Raw genomic sequence first — 13,207 nt, 5'->3', positions numbered from 1 at the left:
CGCACGAGCGTGCCGGTACCCCCGCCGGCACCACCGCCGGCACCTCCGCCGGCGGTGCGCGCCGCCGTGACCGGCGAGTGCGACCGGCCGTACTCGCCGGCGGGTCCGCGGACGGGCCGGGCGGGTCGTCCGCCCACCGCGGCGGCAGGAGTCGGCTCCGCTCCTGCCGCACCGGGACGGTCCGGCCGGTCCCGGTGCGGTGACGGTGACGGTGAAGGCCGGGGACCGCTCCGCCCTCGTCCAGGGGCGCGGCATCACCCTCCGGTGACCGTGTCCCAGTGGACCGTCCGGTCGCACCAGCGGTCCAGCAGGGTCTGGTCGTGGCCGACGGCCAGCAGGCCCGCGCCCGTCGCCGCGCGGTAGTCCTCGACGACCGCGACCAGTGCGGCCGTGGTCGAGGCGTCGAGCATCGCGGTCATCTCGTCGCAGACGAGCCAGCGGGGGCGGAGCACCAACGCGCGGGCCAGGCAGGCGCGTTGGAGCTGGCCGTCGCTGACCTCGTGGGGGCGGCGGGTCAGCAGGTCGGGGGTCAGGCCGACGGTGCCGGCGAGTTCGGGGACCCGGGCGGGGACCTCCTCGCGCCGGCCGGTGGCGCGCAGGGGTTCGGCGATCAGGTCGGTGAGGCGCAGCCGGGGGTCCGCGGAGAGGCGGGGCTGCTGGAAGACGACACCGAAGGCGGTGCGCCGTGCGCGTGGGGCGCGGTGGCGCCAGTGGCGTACGGGCGTGCCGTCGAGGAGGAGGGTGCCGGCGTCGGGGCGGTGGAGGAGGGCGGCGACCCTCGCGAGGGTGGACTTGCCGCAGCCGCTGGGGCCGAGCAGGCCGACGGCCTCGCCGGGGGAAACGGCGAGGGTCGCGTTCCGTACGACGGGGGCGCGGCGGTCGTATCCGGCGGTGATGGCGCGCAGTTCAAGCACGGACGTCCTCCGTCGCGGGGGCCTGGGCGGCCGTGACCGGGTGGTGGCAGGCGACCGCTCCGGTCAGGGGCGGGAGGGTCGCGCAGGCGCCGGTGGCCCGGTCGCAGCGGGCGGCGAAGGCGCACCCGTCGGGGAGGGCGCCGAGTTCGGGGGGCATCCCGGGGATGGGGGTGAAGGCCCTGTCGGGGAGTGCGTCCAGCAGGCCCCGGCTGTAGGGGTGCCGGGGGCCCGGGGTGCCGAAGAACGCGCTCGCGTCGGCGAGTTCGACGATGCGTCCCGCGTACATGACGGCGATCCGGTCGGCGATGCGCTCGGCGGCGGCCAGGTCGTGGGTGATCATCAGCAGCGCCCGGTCGCCGTCGGCGTCGACGTGGCGGCGCAGTTCGTCGACGGTGCGGTCCACCAGGTCGCGGTCCAGGCCGGTGGTGGGTTCGTCGGCGAGCAGCAGGGGCGCCCCGCCGACCAGGGCGAGGGCGGTGGCGGCGCGCTGGGCGAGGCCGCCGGAGAGTTCGTGGGGGTGGCGGTCGAGGTGGTCCGGCGGGAACGCGGCGCGTTCGGCGGCCCGCTCGGCGGCGGTGCGCAGGGCCGCGCGGCCCCGGACGCCGGTGAGCTGGGCGACCGTCTCCTCCAGCTGGGAGCGGATGGTGCGGACGGGGGTGAGGTGGGCGGCCGGGCTCTGCGGGACGAGGCCGATCCGGCGGCCCCGCACGGTGCGGGCGAGGGTGCGTTCGTCGGCGGTGAGCAGGTCGAGGTCGCCGAGGAGCGCGCTCCCCGCGGTCTGCGCGTTGGCGGGGAGCAGGCCGAGGAGGGCGGAGGCGAGGACGGACTTGCCGCAGCCGCTCTCGCCGATCAGGGCGAGGCACTCGCCGGGCGCCACGTCGAAGTGCGCGTCGGTGACGGCGGCGATCCGGCGGCCGCCCGGCAGCAGGAAGCGCACCGACAGCCCGCGGACCGACAGCACGGGAGGCCTCCCGGTTCGCTCGGTCCGCTCGGTTCGCTCGGTCACAGCATCAGCTCCGATCGGCGGCGCGGGTTGATCCGCTCGCGCCAGACTCCGGCGAGCCCGGCGATGGCGAGGGTGGGGATGATCAGGAACAGGCCGGGGAAGAGGGTGGGCCACCACTGTCCGGCGAGCAGGGAGCCGCGGGCGCCCTGGATGAGGGTGCCGAGGCTGGCCGTGTGGGCGGGCAGGCCGAGGCCGAGGAAGGACAGCGCCGACTCGTGCCACATGGCGTGCGGGATCATCAGGACGGCGGCGAGCCCGGCCTGCGGCAGCACGCCGGGCAGCAGGTGCCGGACCGCCACCCGCCACCGGGAGGCGCCGCCGGAGACGGCCGCGTCGATGTACGGGCGGGAGCGCAGCGAGAGGACCTCGGCGCGCACGATGCGGGCCGTGGACAGCCAGTGCGTGAGGGCGACGGAGACCACCACCGGCCAGACGCCCGGGCGGAACATGGCGACGATGAAGATGCCGAGCAGCAGGTGCGGGACGGACGAGACGGTGTCGACCAGCCGCATGACGGCGCGGTCCACCCGGCCGCCGAGGGCTCCGGCGGCGGCTCCCACGGCGGTGCCGATCACGGTGGCGGTGAGCGCGGCCACCACGCCGACGAGCAGGGAGACGCGCAGCCCGTGGACGCAGCGCAGCAGCAGGTCGCGGCCGACGTCGTCGGTGCCGAAGGGGTGGGCCCAGCCGGGCGGCTGGAGCTCGGCGGCCAGGTCGACGGCCTGCTGGTCGAACCGGACCAGCAGCGGCACGAGCAGCACCGCGAGGACGGTCACGGCGACCAGGGCGGCGGAGGTGCGCAGCCTCAGGGTGTGGGTGGAACGGCGGGCGGTGCCGTGCGGGCGCCACCCGGCCGCGGACTCGGGGGCGTTCGCCTTCTCGGCGGTGGTGTCAGCCATGGGGATCACATCTCACTCAGCTTCACCCTCGGGTCGGTCAGTCCGTACAGCAGGTCGGCGAGCAGGTTCCCGGCGAGGACGGCGGCGGTGGCGAGGGTGGTGAGCGCGGCCAGCAGCGGGAAGTCCACGGCGGTGGCCGCCTCCACGGTGGCCGCCGCGATGCCGGGCCAGCTGAAGACGCTCTCCACCAGCAGGGCCCCGGTGATGAGTTCGGGGACGCGGGAGCCGATCAGGGTGAGCACCGGCAGCAGTCCGGAGCGCAGGGCGTGGCCGAGCAGCACGGTGCGTTCGCTCAGGCCGCGGGCCCGGGCGCCGCGCACCGGGTCCTCGGCGAGCGCGTCGCCGACGCCCTGGCGGACGTAGAGCGTGAACCAGGGCAGCTGGGAGACGGCGAGGACGCCGGCGGGCAGCGCGAGGTGGCTCAGGAGCTGTCCGGCGGTGACGTGCTCGCTGCCGGTGTCGGTGAGGCCGCCGGCCGGGAGGACGTCCAGTTTCAGCGCGAACAGCCAGACGGCGAGCAGGGCGATCCAGAAGACCGGCGCGGCCTCCAGCGCGTAGGCGAGGGAGGTGACGGCGCGGTCGGCCGGTGAGCCGGGGCGGCGGGCCGCGAGGACGCCGAGCACGGTGCCGAGCAGGACGGCGAGGACGAACGCGACGGCGCACAGCAGCGCCGACCACACCAGCCGTTCCCCGATCACCTCGGCCACGGGCTGGCGCATGACGCTGGACTGGCCGAGGTCGCCGCCGGCCGCGGAGGTCAGCCACTCCCACCAGCGTTCGGCGAAGGGCCGGTCCACGCCGAGGTTCTCCCGCAGCCGGTCCAGGGTCTCCCGGTCGGCGCCGAGCGCGGCGGTGCCCGCGTAGGCCTTGACGGGGTCGAAGGGGGAGACCGCGGCGATCGCGAACACGCCGAAGGTGACGACGAGGAGCACGGGCACGGCGGACAGGGCCCGCCGTGCCACGAGCCGGGTCATCTCTCCCCAGGGCAGGGAGGTCATTTCTTCGGCTGCCAGTCCTCGACGTTCCACCAGGGGCCGCTGGCGAAGCCGTGCTCGTGCGGTTCGGTCTGCGTGGTCAGCCCGTCCCAGCGGTCGGCGAGGACGTACATGTGGTCGATGTGGGTGAGGAAGGTGTAGCCCGGGTTCTTCACCAGTTCGCGCTGGAGGTCGTCGTAGGCGGCCTTGCGGTCCTCGGGGTCCTGGCTGCGGCGGCCGGTGTCGAGGGCCTCGTCCACGGCCGGGTCGTCGTACCGGGCCATGTTGTTGAAGCCGTCCCCGGCGAGGGAGGAGTGCAGCAGGGTGTAGAGGCCGAAGTCGGGGTCGCCGGTGCTGCCGAAGCCCGCGAGGACGGCGTCGTGCTTCATCCGGGGCTCGATGACCTCCCAGGTGGCGCTCTCGACCTTCACCTCGATGCCGGCCTTCTTGGCGTCGGAGGCGTAGGCGAGGGCGTGGTCCTGGCGGACCTTGTCGCCGGAGGGGTGGAAGAGCGTGAACGAGGCGCGGCGGCCGTCCTTGGCGCGGATGCCGTCCTGGCCCGGCTTCCAGCCGGCGTCGTCGAGGACGCGCTCCGCCTCGCCGAGGTCCCGGTCGCGTTCGGTGCCCCGCGCGAACCAGGGGTCGTCCAGGGGCAGCGGGCCGTAGGCGGGGCGGCCGGCTCCGTCGAGGATCTTGTCGACCATGGCCTCGCGGTCCACGGCGAGGTCCAGGGCGCGGCGGATCGCGGTGTCGCCGGTGACCGGGTTGCCGGTGGGGAGGGTGACGGCGCGGAAGTCGTAGGAGGTCGCCCGGTACGTCTTCCTGCCGTCCTCGTTCTCGAAGGTGGCGGCGAGGTTGGGCGGGAGGACCGCGCCGTCGAGGTCGCCGGAGCGCAGCCGGGTGGCGCGGACGTCGTCGTCGGCGACGATCGCCATGGTGAGCTTTTTCACCTTCGGCGCGCCGCCCCAGTAGTCCGGATTGGCCTTGAAGGTGAGCTTCTCGCCCTTGCGCCAGTCGGTGAGGACGTACGGTCCGGTGCCGACCGGCTTCGTGTTGAAGGAGCCGGTGTTGGGGTCCTGCTCGCCGGCGACGTGCTCGGGGACGATGGGCAGGACCGTGCGGGCGGCGAAGGCCGCGTAGGGGTACTTGAGGGTGAAGACGACCTTGTCGTCGCCGTCCGCCCGCACCTCCTCGATGGCGTCCAGTTCGCTCTTGGCGGTGTTGTTGGTCCTGTCGTCCAGCACCGTGCGGTACGTGAAGACCACGTCGTCGGCGGTGAGCGGCTCGCCGTCGCTGAAGCGCACGCCGTCGCGCAGGGTGTAGGTGTAGGTACGGCCGCCGTCGCCGACCTCGGGCAGCGCCTTCGCCAGCGCGGGCTTCAGCTTCTGGCCGGCGTCCCGGACGAGCAGTCCGTCGAAGATCTTGGAGTTGCCGTCCTTGCCGTAGCCGAGCAGCGGGCTCAGGGTGTCCGGCTCGGAGGCGACGCCGATCACCACGGAATCGGCGGACGCGCCGCCGTCCGTGCCTCCGCCCGGCGCCGAGCAGGCGGCGGCCGCGCCGGTCACCGCGGCCGCGACGGCGGCGGTGGCGGCACTCCGTATTCGTCGGGTCGTCATCGAACCTCACATCCCTGATGCCTTGAAATCGCTGTTGCATATTAATTGCAGCAAGACACTGCCCGGCGCCGCCCTCTTCCAGTCCCCCCGCTTCGACGGGTCCGCGGCCGGTGTCAAGTCCGCAGGTGTGCGCCGGGGCGCTCGCCGCCGGGCGCTGCCCGCGCGCCCCCGCGTCCGCTTGTCACCGGGCCGGAACGGGCACTACTGTCGCCACGCCTTGGTGACGGGAAATCGGTGCGATACCGGTGCGGCCCTCGCCACTGTGATCGGGAAGTCCGGCTCCAGTCCTCGCGGACGGCCACTGGGTCCCCTCGGGACCCGGGAAGGCGGAGCACGGGCGGTGGTACCCGTCAGCCAGGAGACCGGCCAAGGCGCGTCAACCATCCACGAGGTGCTGGAGAGGGTCTGCTGAGCCATGCACATAGCCGAGGGTTTTCTGCCACCGGCGCACGCGGTCGCCTGGAGCGTCGCATCGGCGCCGTTCGTCGTCCACGGAGCCCGGTCGCTCGTCCGCGAGGTCAAGGAACATCCCGAGAGCACGCTGCTGCTCGGCGCCTCGGGAGCGTTCATGTTCGTCCTGTCCGCGCTCAAGCTCCCCTCGGTGACGGGGAGTTGTTCCCACCCCACCGGCACGGGCCTGGGCGCGATCCTGTTCCGGCCGCCGGTCGTGGCGGTGCTGGGCACCATCACCCTGCTGTTCCAGGCGCTGCTGCTCGCGCACGGCGGGCTGACCACGCTCGGCGCCAACGTCTTCTCGATGGCGGTCGTCGGCCCCTGGGCCGGGTACGGCGTCTACAAGCTGCTGCGCCGCTGCGGCGTCCCGCTGATGGCGGCGGTGTTCTGCGGCGCCTTCGTCGCCGACCTGTCGACGTACTGCGTGACGAGCGTCCAGCTCGCGCTCGCGTTCCCCGACCCGGACAGCGGGTTCCTCGGCGCGCTCGGCAAGTTCGGCTCCGTCTTCGCCGTCACGCAGATCCCGCTCGCGGTGAGCGAGGGGCTGCTGACCGTGCTGGTGATGCGCATGCTGGTGCAGTCCAGCAAGGGTGAGCTGACCCGGCTCGGGGTGCTGGTGACGACGGCCGGCCGCAAGACGCGGGACGAGGCCGGGGCGGTGACCCGATGAGCCGGAACGCGAAGATCAACACCCTGCTGCTGCTCCTCGTCGCCGCACTCGCGGTGCTGCCGCCGGCGCTCGGCCTCGGCGACCACAAGGAGGAGCCGTTCACGGGCGCCGACGCCGAGGCGGAGACCGCGATCACCGAGATCGACCCGGACTACGAGCCGTGGTTCTCGCCGCTGTACGAACCGCCGTCCGGCGAGATCGAGTCGGCGCTGTTCGCCCTCCAGGCGGCGATCGGCGCGGGCGGCCTCGCGTACTACTTCGGGCTGCGGCGGGGGCGGCGGCAGGGCGAGGCGCGTGCGGCGGCCCGGCCGGGGGCCGGGGCGGACCCCGGCGGCGAGGCGGCGGATCCCGCGCGGCCGGACGCCGGCGCGGACGCCGGTGACGGGACCTCCTCCGAACGGCGGGGCTGAGTCCTCTTGCTGCCGATCGACGCGGCGGCGCACGGCAGCCGCTGGCGCCACCGCCACCCCGTGGACAAGGCCGTGCTCGGACTGGGCCTCACCGTGCTCGCGATCTCGCTGCCGCCCTGGCCGGGCGCGGCCCTGGTGCTGCTGACCGCGCTCGCGGTGCTGCTGGGCCCGGCGGGCGTGCCCGGCCGGCGGCTGTGGCGCGCCTACCGGGTGCCGCTGGGCTTCTGCGTCACCGGCGCGCTGCCGCTGCTCGTCCGGGTGGGCGGACCGGACGGGTGGGTGTCGCTGGCCGGGGACGGGCCGCTGCGCGCCGGGGAGTTGCTGCTGCGCACGTCGGCGGCCTCCCTCGGGGTGCTGCTGTTCGCCTTCACCACCCCGATGTCCGACCTGCTGCCGCGCCTGGCCGGCGCCGGGGTGCCCGCACCGGTCGTCGACGTGGCCCTGGTGACGTACCGGATGAGCTTCCTGCTGCTGGACTCGGTGCGCCGGGTGCGCCAGGCGCAGGCGGCCCGGCTCGGGCACACCACCCGCTCCGCCACCTGGCGTTCGCTCGGCGGGCTCGGCGCCACCGCGTTCGTCCGGGCCTTCGACCGGGCGGCCCGGTTGCAGACCGGGCTCGCCGGGCGCGGCTACGACGGCACCCTGCGCGTCCTGGTGCCCGAGGCCCGGGTCTCCGTCCGCTTCACGGCCGGGAGCGTGGCGCTGCTCGTGGGCCTGGCCGTCCTCGCCCTCGCTCTGGAAAGGCCTCTGTCATGACCGGGTCCGCGCTGCTCTCCCTGCGGGACGCGTCCTTCGCGTACGAGGACGGGCCGCCCGTGCTCACCGGCCTCGACTTCGAGGTGCGCGAGGGGCGCGCGCTCGCGCTGCTGGGCCGCAACGGCAGCGGCAAGACGACGCTGATGCGGCTGCTCAGCGGTGGACTGCGCCCGCACAGCGGCGCGTTGGCGGTCGACGGCGTGCCCGTCCGCTACGACCGCAAGGGGCTGACCCGGCTGCGGACGACCGTGCAGCTGGTGGTGCAGGACCCCGACGACCAGTTGTTCGCCGCGTCCGTCGGCCAGGACGTGTCGTTCGGACCGCTCAACCTCGGCCTGCCCGACGCCGAGGTGCGCGCCCGGGTGGCCCAGGCGCTGGCCGCGCTGGACATCACCGCCCTCGCCGACCGGCCCACGCACCTGCTGTCCTACGGGCAGCGCAAGCGCACGGCGATCGCGGGCGCGGTCGCCATGCGGCCCCGCGTGCTGATCCTGGACGAGCCGACGGCGGGGCTCGACCCCGACGGCCAGGAGAGGCTGCTCGCCACCCTCGACGGACTGCGCGAGAACGGCACCACGGTCGTCATGGCCACCCACGACGTGGACCTCGCCCTGCGCTGGGCCGACGACGCGGCGCTGCTCACGCCGTCCGGGGTGCACACCGGGCCGGCCGCCGGGACGCTGGCCCGCACCGACCTGCTCCGGGCGGCGGGCCTGCGGCTGCCCTGGGGCGTCGCGGTCGGTCGGCTCCTGCGCGCGCAGGGGCTGCTGGCCGACACGGCCGTCGGACCCCGCACCCCGGAGGAACTGGCGGAAGCGGTCCGGACGGACCGTTAGCGCGCCGGGAGCGGACCGCGTTCCCGCGGCGCCGGGCGCGCGAGTCGCGCCCGGCGCCGCGGGAGGTGCGGGGGCGCCCCCCGCACGGGACGGTGCTAGGCCACGGAGCGGAAGGCGGGCAGGTACCCGCTCGACTGGCCGACGGCCTTCGGGTGGTAGGAGTTGCCGACCGGGATCGTCACGCTGTGGAGCCAGGCGTCGCCCGAGCAGAGCTCGTGTCCGGTGAACTCGTCCACCACGCCGGAGAAGGTGAACCCGGCGTCGGCCGCCCGCTTGGCGAGCACCCCGTTCAGCACGTCCGAGGCGTTGTTGATCGCGCCGCGCTCGGTCTCGGTGAGTCCGGCGATGCAGCTGCCCGAGAGCTTGTAGAAGCGCGGGTAGCCCAGCACCACCACGTGTGCCTGCGGGGAGCGGGAGCGGATGCCGCTGTAGAGCGAGTCGAGCTTCCCCGGAAGGGAGTTCTGCATCGCCGAGACGGCGGTGTTGACGCGGCTGACGCAGGTGGCCTCGCTCTGCAGCACGCAGGTCTGCATGACGTCCGCGAAACCGATGTCGTTCCCGCCCGCCGTGACGCTGACGAGCGTGGTCGACGAGGTCAGCGCGCTCAGCTGACTGCCGGCCACGGTCGTCGTGGTCGCTCCCGAGCAGGCGACGAACCTGAACGAGGACGGGGAGTTGGCGGCCGCCCAGAGGGACGGGTACGCGTGGGTGCTGCGCTTGCAGTCGCCGCTCTCGGAGGTGTAGTCGCCCGCGCCCACTCCGGAGGAGTAGGAGTCGCCGAGCGCCACGTAGTTGTCGCCGGCGGCCGAAGCCGGCTGTGCCAGGCCGAGGACGGCCGCGGTACTCAGGACGAGGGTTGCCAGGGTTGCCCGAACAGAACGCACTGACACGACGGTCCGCCCTTCGGAGGTGGGGATCGCAGGAGTGGTTAATCGTGCAACCATGCTTGTAGCAGGCCGGGATACCGCTCAGTAACACCCCGGCGAGAAGTCGCCCGGAATGCCTGAATGATCATTCGGCGGAACGCGCTCCATGCGTGGACAAACCTTCGATCAGGCGTCCGGCAGCCGAAATCCGGAACTCCCCCGCGGTCCCGTCCCCTTCCTCCGGCGGCAACCGCGGTGCCTGTCGGGGCGCGTGGCGGACCGTCGGACCGTCCGCCGGGCGGCGGGGGACGGGCCGGGCCCGTCCGGGAAGAGGGGGCGCAGCGGCCGCACGGTCAGGCGGGTGAGCCGCCAGGAGGCGAGCAGCGCGCCGCACGCGGCGAGGGGGCGCAGCAGTCCGGCGGCGGGCCCCTCCGGGAGGACCGCGGCCAGCAGTACGCCCGCGCCGGTGGCGAGGAGCCAGGCGAAGACCGTCAGCAGCGAGAACGCGACCGCGACCGGCACCCCGCCCATTTCGAGGGCGTCGAGGTCCGCGTCGGAGTCGAAACCGCGGCTGTCGGCGACACCGGCCGCCACCAGCAGCCAGAAGCAGAACACCACGACGAGGGCGGCGGTGAACAGGAGGGTGGGCAGGCCCGTGGCGGCTTCCACGAACGTACGCATCCCGCCCCCTCCCGCTCGCCGCTCGCGTCGGCGGTGGCACCGCTCCCCTCCGGTTCCGGTGCCGGGCACCTGCCGGTGCCCGGCACCGGAACCCTGCGCAGTGCTCCCCGCGAGCCATCATGTACGGCACGGGACCGTCCGCGCATTGCCGGATTCCGGCAACGTTCAATAAAGTCTGCGTGCCGGTGACGTGCTGAGGGCGCGTCAGGAACGCGTCGGGGACGAGGGGGCGGCGTGACGCAGGGGGAGGTCCCGGAGCGGTACCTGGACGGCTATGCCCGCATCCTGGCCGAGGTCGCGGCCACGGGCAGACGCCTCACCCGGGACGAGATCGCCTCCCGGCGGGCGCTGGGCGAACGGGCCGCGGAGGCGGGCTTCGGCCTGCGCGCCCTCGTCAACGTGCACCTGTCCGCCGCCCGCGAGGCGTGGCCGCGCGGTTCCCGCTCGGCCGACGACGCGCTCGCGGCCGTCCAGCAGATGGTGGACGCCTTCGCCGAGGGCTACGAGCGGGCGCAGCGGATGGCGGTGCGCCAGGAGGAGGCGGCCCGGCGCGAGTTCATCGACGACCTGCTCTACGGCCGCAGTGATCTGGGGCGGCTCGCCGAGCGCGCCGAACGCTTCGGCCTGCGGCTGTCCCACGCGCACGCGGTGGCCGTCGCCCAGGGGCCCGTCCCCTACGACGAGGGCGACCCGGTCCCCCGGCAGGTGGAGCGCGCCCTCATCTCCCGGTTCGGCGACCGCAGCATCCTGCTCACCACCAAGGACGGGCGGTTGCTGTGCATCGCGCCCGGGAACCAGGGCGAGGTCCTCACCCACTTCGCCAAGCAGGCGCACGCCGCCACCGACGGCGGCCAGGTCGTCATCGGCCGCCCGCAGTCCGGGCCCGGCGGTGTCGTCCAGTCCTACGAGGAGGCGCTGAGCTCCCTGGAGATCGCCGAACGGCTGGGGCTGGACGACCCGGTGCTGCGCGCCGCCGACCTGCTCGTCTACCCCGTTCTGGCCCGTGACCGCCAGGCCATGGCCGACCTGGTCCACAACACCCTGGGCCCGCTCACCCGGGCCCGCGGCGGCGCCGGACCCCTCCTGGACACGCTCACCGCGTACTTCGACGCCGGCTGCGTCTCCGCGGAGGCGGCCCGCCGCCTCTCGCTGAGCGTGCGCGCCCTGACCTACCGCCTGGAGCGCATCCACAGGCTCACCGGCGCCAACCCCTCGGACCCGTCGCACCGCTACATGCTCCAGACGGCGGTGATCGGCGCGCGCCTGCTGGACTGGCCGGCCGGCGAACCGGCACCGGCCTGACCGGACCGGACCGGCCGCGTCGCGGTCCGGTCGCCGCGCCGGCGGTGTCCACCGGGGCCCGGCGGCGCGCGGTGCCGCCGGGCCCCGGGGCCGGTCAGCCCTGGACCAGGGTGATGGCCTGTCGCTGCACCGCGTGGAAGTGGGGCAGCACCAGGATGCCCTCGGAGCGCATCTCCATGATCGTGGCCTCGACGTGGGCCGGGCCGGCCTTCAGCGCGCCGTCGGGCACGCTGCCGGTGTTCTCCCAGCGGTGTGCCCGGCCGTCGCACACCGCCCGGGTGCCGCCGACGGAGTAGCTGTACGCGGACGGGTCCTGCTGCACCGCGGAGCTGACGTAGACCGGTCCGGTGGCGTCGGTGCAGCGGTAGGTGCCGGAGAGGGTGACGGAGCCGTCGGCCATCCGGCCCACGGAGTCCACCGTCACGGTCTCGGCGGGAGCGGCCGACACCGCCGAGGGTGCCGCCGCCACGGAGCCGAGCAGCAGCAGCGCGGCGCCGGTCACCGCACCGAGGACGGGACGCACAGACATGGGGAAACCTCCGGATTGAGCGGAATGAGAGACTCCACCAGTACCGGGTGAACGGCTCCGGGGCCGTCATCCTCACCCCTTCGGTGGCGAGTCCGCACCGGTCGTCGGGGAACCGTCCCGGGACCGTCCGGAAGCCGTCACGGTTCACGGCGGGCCGTTCCGATGAGTTCGCGGCGGGAGCAGGGTCTCACCGTACGACCCTTCGGATCGTCCCACCGATGTGGAGGTGCGCCATGTGTGCCCACCAGCCTTCCTGCCGGCGGACCGGTTCCCCCGCCCCGCACGTGGTGGCCGCCCACCCCGAGCAGGGCTGGAACCTGCTCTGCGACGGCTCGATCGTCTTCGACGACACCGGCGAGCTGCTCCCCGACGGCCGGGTGGTCGCCCCGCACCGGGCGCCCGCCGGGCGCCTCGCGGTCGCCGCCTGACCCGGCCGCACGCCGGTCACTCCTGCGCGACGAACCACCGCAGCAGGGAGGCGAGACGCTGCGGCCGGTCCTCGGCGATCAGCGTCCGCGTGTCCCGGATCTCCACCAGCCGCCCCCGGGGCAGCAGTTCGGCCAGGCGGCGGCCGTGCTCGCGGGGCATCATCCGGTCCTCGGTCGCCCAGACGACCAGCGCGGGCCGGTCGAAGTACCGCAGCCCCCAGGCGGCCTCGAGCAGTTCGGTCCGCCGGATGTGGGTCCCGTAGTGCCGGAAGTCCCGACGGATCGCCGGGTCGGTGCGCAGGGGGCGCAGCCAACGGTCGACGATCTCGTCCGGCACGGGGCGCTTGGTGAGCGCGCCGAGTCCGACCGGCAGCCTGCGCAGCGGTTTCAGACCCAGCGTGCGGACCAGGAGCGGGATGCCGCCGGGCACCCTGCAGGCCACGGCGAGCATCTTGCCGGGGAGGCCCGGCGGGTAGTTGTCGAAGGCCTCGCAGGAGATCAGCGCCAGCCGCGCCAGCCGCTCGGGGTGCCGGGCCGCGACCGTCTGGGCGCGGCCGCAGTCGCTCTCGACCAGGGTGACGTCCCGCAGGTCCAGCCGTTCCAGGAACTCCACGACCAGCTCGTTGACCAGGTCGGGCGTGGGCGGCCGGGTCATCGGCCTGCGGTGGGAGCCGTACGGCAGGGTCGGCGCGAGGAGCCGGTGATCGGTCCGCAGTTCGGCGATGACCTTCCGCCAGACCGAGGCGTCGTGCACGAGTCCGTGCAGCAGGACGACGACCGGCCCCTCACCTCCCGTGTCCTCGTACTCGACGGTGCCCGCACTCAGTTCGATCTCCGGCATCCCTCCACGCTAGGGCCTGTTCGTCC

General features: G+C 74.4%; 15 protein-coding genes and 1 riboswitch. Of the genes, 6 read left to right on the top strand and 9 right to left on the bottom strand.

Annotated elements, in window-relative coordinates:
• Nucleotides 1-254 precede the first annotated feature (254 nt).
• The 5 genes from GL259_RS29155 to GL259_RS29135 are packed head-to-tail and all read right to left on the bottom strand — an operon-like array spanning nt 255 to nt 5,409.
• Nucleotides 255-914 carry an ATP-binding cassette domain-containing protein gene (locus GL259_RS29155; RefSeq protein ID WP_159536267.1) on the bottom strand — a complete coding sequence of 220 codons (660 nt, stop codon included), beginning with the start codon at nt 912-914 and terminating at the stop codon, nt 255-257.
• A complete protein-coding gene (locus tag GL259_RS29150; RefSeq protein ID WP_159536266.1) occupies nt 907-1,920 on the bottom strand; it encodes an ABC transporter ATP-binding protein in 1,014 nt (337 codons plus the stop codon). The genes GL259_RS29155 and GL259_RS29150 overlap by 8 nt, the downstream gene beginning before the upstream one ends.
• Nucleotides 1,917-2,819, bottom strand: a complete 903-nt coding sequence (locus GL259_RS29145) for an ABC transporter permease (protein ID WP_159536265.1) — start codon at nt 2,817-2,819, stop codon at nt 1,917-1,919. The genes GL259_RS29150 and GL259_RS29145 overlap by 4 nt, the downstream gene beginning before the upstream one ends.
• Nucleotides 2,820-2,824: 5 nt before the next feature.
• Nucleotides 2,825-3,793 (bottom strand): ABC transporter permease, encoded by a 969-nt coding sequence (locus GL259_RS29140; protein ID WP_159539067.1) that lies wholly within the window; start codon nt 3,791-3,793, stop codon nt 2,825-2,827.
• Nucleotides 3,794-3,813: 20 nt separating this feature from the next.
• Nucleotides 3,814-5,409: an ABC transporter substrate-binding protein gene (locus tag GL259_RS29135; protein ID WP_159536264.1), complete on the bottom strand. Its 1,596-nt coding sequence runs from the start codon at nt 5,407-5,409 to the stop codon at nt 3,814-3,816.
• Nucleotides 5,410-5,610: 201 nt separating this feature from the next.
• A riboswitch (cobalamin riboswitch) is annotated at nt 5,611-5,795 on the top strand.
• A gap of 29 nt (nt 5,796-5,824) precedes the next feature.
• On the opposite strand from GL259_RS29135, the gene GL259_RS29130 reads away from it, so the two are divergent.
• The 4 genes from GL259_RS29130 to GL259_RS29115 are packed head-to-tail and all read left to right on the top strand — an operon-like array spanning nt 5,825 to nt 8,534.
• Complete coding sequence (locus GL259_RS29130; protein WP_159536263.1) at nt 5,825-6,532, top strand: energy-coupling factor ABC transporter permease; 708 nt, start codon at nt 5,825-5,827, stop codon at nt 6,530-6,532.
• Entirely contained in the window at nt 6,529-6,942 is a 414-nt protein-coding gene (locus GL259_RS29125) for an energy-coupling factor ABC transporter substrate-binding protein (protein ID WP_159536262.1), read from the top strand. The genes GL259_RS29130 and GL259_RS29125 overlap by 4 nt, the downstream gene beginning before the upstream one ends.
• 6 nt (nt 6,943-6,948) lie before the next feature.
• Nucleotides 6,949-7,698: a cobalt ECF transporter T component CbiQ gene (cbiQ, locus tag GL259_RS29120; protein WP_159536261.1), complete on the top strand. Its 750-nt coding sequence runs from the start codon at nt 6,949-6,951 to the stop codon at nt 7,696-7,698.
• Nucleotides 7,695-8,534, top strand: coding sequence for an ATP-binding cassette domain-containing protein (locus tag GL259_RS29115; protein ID WP_159536260.1), 840 nt, complete (start codon nt 7,695-7,697; stop codon nt 8,532-8,534). Before cbiQ ends, GL259_RS29115 begins: the two co-directional genes overlap by 4 nt.
• A 95-nt stretch (nt 8,535-8,629) precedes the next feature.
• On the opposite strand, the gene GL259_RS29110 is transcribed toward GL259_RS29115, so the two are convergent.
• Both GL259_RS29110 and GL259_RS29105 read right to left on the bottom strand, forming a co-directional pair.
• Nucleotides 8,630-9,424 (bottom strand): SGNH/GDSL hydrolase family protein, encoded by a 795-nt coding sequence (locus GL259_RS29110; protein WP_159536259.1) that lies wholly within the window; start codon nt 9,422-9,424, stop codon nt 8,630-8,632.
• 162 nt (nt 9,425-9,586) lie between these two features.
• The gene (locus GL259_RS29105; RefSeq protein WP_243762403.1) at nt 9,587-10,081 is read right to left on the bottom strand and encodes a hypothetical protein; all 495 of its coding nucleotides are present in this window, start codon (nt 10,079-10,081) and stop codon (nt 9,587-9,589) included.
• 234 nt (nt 10,082-10,315) lie between these two features.
• Here GL259_RS29105 and GL259_RS29100 point away from each other — a divergent pair, with 234 nt between their 5' ends.
• Complete coding sequence (locus tag GL259_RS29100) at nt 10,316-11,383, top strand: helix-turn-helix domain-containing protein (protein ID WP_159536258.1); 1,068 nt, start codon at nt 10,316-10,318, stop codon at nt 11,381-11,383.
• 94 nt (nt 11,384-11,477) lie between these two features.
• On the opposite strand, the gene GL259_RS29095 is transcribed toward GL259_RS29100, so the two are convergent.
• Nucleotides 11,478-11,912, bottom strand: a complete 435-nt coding sequence (locus tag GL259_RS29095; RefSeq protein WP_159536257.1) for a DUF6299 family protein — start codon at nt 11,910-11,912, stop codon at nt 11,478-11,480.
• Nucleotides 11,913-12,145: 233 nt separating this feature from the next.
• Here GL259_RS29095 and GL259_RS29090 point away from each other — a divergent pair, with 233 nt between their 5' ends.
• Nucleotides 12,146-12,340, top strand: a complete 195-nt coding sequence (locus tag GL259_RS29090) for a DUF5999 family protein (protein ID WP_159536256.1) — start codon at nt 12,146-12,148, stop codon at nt 12,338-12,340.
• A 16-nt stretch (nt 12,341-12,356) separates the two neighbouring features.
• Here the strand turns inward: GL259_RS29090 and GL259_RS29085 are convergent, their stop codons facing one another.
• Nucleotides 12,357-13,181 carry an alpha/beta fold hydrolase gene (locus GL259_RS29085; protein WP_159536255.1) on the bottom strand — a complete coding sequence of 275 codons (825 nt, stop codon included), beginning with the start codon at nt 13,179-13,181 and terminating at the stop codon, nt 12,357-12,359.
• Between the last annotated feature and the right edge of the window lie 26 nt (nt 13,182-13,207).

It is taken from the genome of Streptomyces sp. Tu 3180 (assembly GCF_009852415.1).
Classification (GTDB): Bacteria; Actinomycetota; Actinomycetes; order Streptomycetales; family Streptomycetaceae; genus Streptomyces.
This window is presented reverse-complemented; position numbering and strand designations above follow the sequence as displayed.